Consider the following 3,100-nt stretch of genomic DNA (forward strand, 5'->3'; position numbering starts at 1 on the left):
CCTCGATCGCGGCCCTCGCCAGGCGCTCGGCCAGCCGGGGGTCCTGCCTGCCCCAGGCCAGCCGGGCGGCCGACACCAGCGTCTCCGGGGCGGCGGCCGACCCGCTGTCCAGCCGCCACACGGCCGCCCGCAGCTCGTCCTCGCGCCGCCGCAGCCCGCTGGACTCCAGCGCGTCGGCCAGCATGCGCAGCCGCCGCCGCGTCCGTAGCGTGCCGCAGCCGCCGCGTACCACCTCCCCGTAGAGTGGGTGGCCGAGCCGCAGCTGCTCACGCCTGCCCTCGCTCACGGCCACGACCAGGCCGCGGTCCTCGACCCGCTCGACCGCCCGAGCCGACGTCAGCGACGCCAGCAGCTCCGTGCCCAGCGGCTCCCCGAAAGCCACCAGCTCCAGCACCTCACGCTCGTCCTCGTCGAGATGACCGATGCGCTCGCCGACCAGCTCGCGCAGCCGGGTCGACATGGACAGCTCGCCGCGCCAGCGCCACTGGCCGTCCCGCTCGGCCAGGCAGCCGCTGTTGCGCCCCGCATGCACGACCTCGCGCAGGTAGAGCACGTTCCCCTCGCTGACCCGGGCGAGGTGACGTACGGTCTCCGCGGCCACCTCGCCGCCGAGCGCGCCCGCGAGCACCTGCCCGACCTCGTCCCTGGTCAGCGGCGGCAGCTCGATCCTGTCGAGCAGCTCGTCCTTCCACAGCGCGGCCACGGGGGCCGGCAGTGGCTCGCCGGAGCGTACGGTCACCACTACGCGTGCCGTGCCGCTCTCCGCCAGGTAGTGCACCAGCGCCGCCGAGGCCGGGTCCAGCCGGTGCGCGTCGTCCACGCTCACCAGCAGCTCGCCCCGCGCCGCTCGGTAGCGCAGGTGCCGGGCGGCCCAGTGCAGCAGGTTCTCGCCGTCCTGCGGCGGCCCCGTCAGCACGTGCGCGAACGCGCCGAACGGGATCATCGACCCGGTCTCCGTGCCCAGCGCGCGCACCACCACGTACCCCGGCAACCCGGCCAGCGCCTCCGCCGCCAGCCTGCTCTTGCCGACCCCTGACTCACCGGCGATCATCACGCCTGCTCCCGACCGCAGCGTCGCACGCACGGCCGCGAGCGGCCCCCCTCGCCCGACGAACGGCCAACCGCTCCCCTGCTCGCTCATCGCGCCTCCTCTCGACACCCATCGTCGGGACGGAGGTTCGCGAGAGGTTCAGGCCTGATTTTGTTTCAGGCCCGCGGCCGTACGCAGCAGTTCGATGAGCGCGTCCGTGCCGGTGAACGGCACCGCCTCGCCCCCTACCTCTTCGAGCAGCCCGCGGAGCTGGCCGCCGGATTGTTCTGGCTCGACCAGCCGGACGATGACCGTTCTCATCTGGAAACCATCTCGCTGGGCGGTTCAGGTCTGGTTCAGGCGGGGTACGGGGCGGGCTCGACCTCCAGCTCACGCATGCGTTCCGCGTATAAGTGGTAACGCCTGCGCGCGTCGCCGCGGCGGCCCGCGCGGTCGAGCACGCGCACCAGGCCGAGGTGGGCGCGCTCGTCGTAGCGGTCGAGCTCCAGCAGCCGCAGCCAGTAGCGCGCGGCCTCGTCGTAGCGCCGCTCCTCCGACCGCGCCGTGGCCAGCCTGGCCGCCGCCTGCGTGTACGCCAGCCGGGCCTGCTCGCGCACTCCCACGGCCCAGTCCGCGTACGGGTCCTCCTCGCAGAACTCCCCGCCGTACGCGCTCTCGGCCGCCGCCCACCGCTCGAGCGCCTCGGCCGTACGCCCTGCCTGATCGAGCCGTACAGCCTCAGCCACCAGATCCAGAAATATCTCGACATCGACGTCGACGTTCGACAGATCCAGCCGCAACGTGCCCTCATCCGAGACCACGATCTCGTCCGCCGGCCTTTCGTGCGTTGGGTCCAGCACCGCACGGAGCGTGGATACCATGACGTTCAGCCGCCGCAGCCCGACCGCCTCGCCCTCCTGCTCCGGCCAGAGGATCTCGACCAGCCGCTCTCTGCCGATCCCGCTGCCCCTGCGGCTGACCAGGATCTTCAGCAGGTCGCGAGCCTTGCGGGACTGCCAGGCCGTACGGGGGACCGGCACGCCGCCGCGCAGCACCCGGAACGTTCCCATGGTCTCCACGACCACTCTCGCGCCCGGCGCGGGAGCGGCGCGCGCGATCAGCGCGTCGATCCGGTCGTCGAGCGCCCGGCAGCCGATCGCGTGCATGCGCTCGCGCACCCTCGCGGCCATGCCGCCGCCGGTCGCCGGGTCGGCCAGCGCCGCCCTGACCAGTTCGGCCCTGGCCTGCCCGATCGGGTCGCCCAGCATGGTCCACCTGCGCACCGCCTCGTCGGCCGTCCGGACGTCCCCGTCCAGCTCGGCCCGCAGCTCGGCGATGGCGGCCTGCGCGGCGTGGTCCCTGCGGCTCACCGCGACGGGCTCGGTCTCGTCGAGCAGCGCCCTGGCGTCGCCGGGCCGCCCGCCCGCCCGCGCCACGCGGGCGGCCACGACCCTGGCGGTCACCCCCGCGATGCCCTCGGTGTGCTTGAGCGCCTGCCCGGCGACGCGGGCGGCCTCCTCGGGGTCGTCGTCGGCGAGTAGTTCGGCCAGCGCGTTGAGCGCGTTGGACAGCACCTGCACGTCGCCGGGCGGCGCCTCGGCGATGATCCGGCGGTAGATCGCGGTCGCCGCCCCGCGGTCGCCGCGCAGCGCGTGGACCTCGGCCAGCCGGAGCAGTCCATATGTGACCAGCCTGGAGCCGATCGCCTCCCACCCGGCCACCGCTGTGGCGGCTTCGGTGGCGGCCTCCTCCAGGCGGCCGAGTCCGATCAGCGCCTTGGCCCGGTTGGCGGCGCTGAGCGCGGCGAAGGGGGCGAAAGAGACCAGGCCCGACAGTCTGCCCGCCTGGTCCGTCTCGGTCAGGGCCTCAGCGTACGAGCCCTCGTCAAGGTAGCGGGAGGCACGGTTGGCGTGGATGCGGATGAGCTGGATGATGTCGCCCGCGCGTTCGGCGTACTCCAGGGCGCGCAGGTAGTGGGCGTCGTTGGCGCGGCGGTCGCCGTCGAGGGAGGCGAGCATGGCCAGCACCGTGTTCGCCTCCGCCAGGGCGCCGGGGTCCCCCAGGCCGGCG

At 74.1% G+C, this 3,100-nt stretch carries 3 protein-coding genes; all 3 read right to left on the reverse strand.

The genetic code is table 11. The features are described 5' to 3' along the window. Window positions 1-1,141 (reverse strand): AAA family ATPase (locus tag AB0J09_RS60550; protein ID WP_360712920.1); only part of this gene is annotated, 1,141 nt, incomplete at its 3' end. A gap of 48 nt (window positions 1,142-1,189) precedes the next feature. Then, a complete protein-coding gene (locus AB0J09_RS60555) occupies window positions 1,190-1,351 on the reverse strand; it encodes a hypothetical protein (protein WP_360712922.1) in 162 nt (53 codons plus the stop codon). Window positions 1,352-1,386: 35 nt separating this feature from the next. Further along, window positions 1,387-3,100, reverse strand: a 1,714-nt coding sequence (locus AB0J09_RS60560; RefSeq protein WP_360712925.1) for a BTAD domain-containing putative transcriptional regulator, incomplete at its 5' end; no start/stop codon positions are given.

The sequence above is a fragment of the Nonomuraea sp. NPDC049784 genome, from assembly GCF_040659615.1.
Lineage (GTDB): Bacteria > Actinomycetota > Actinomycetes > Streptosporangiales > Streptosporangiaceae > Nonomuraea.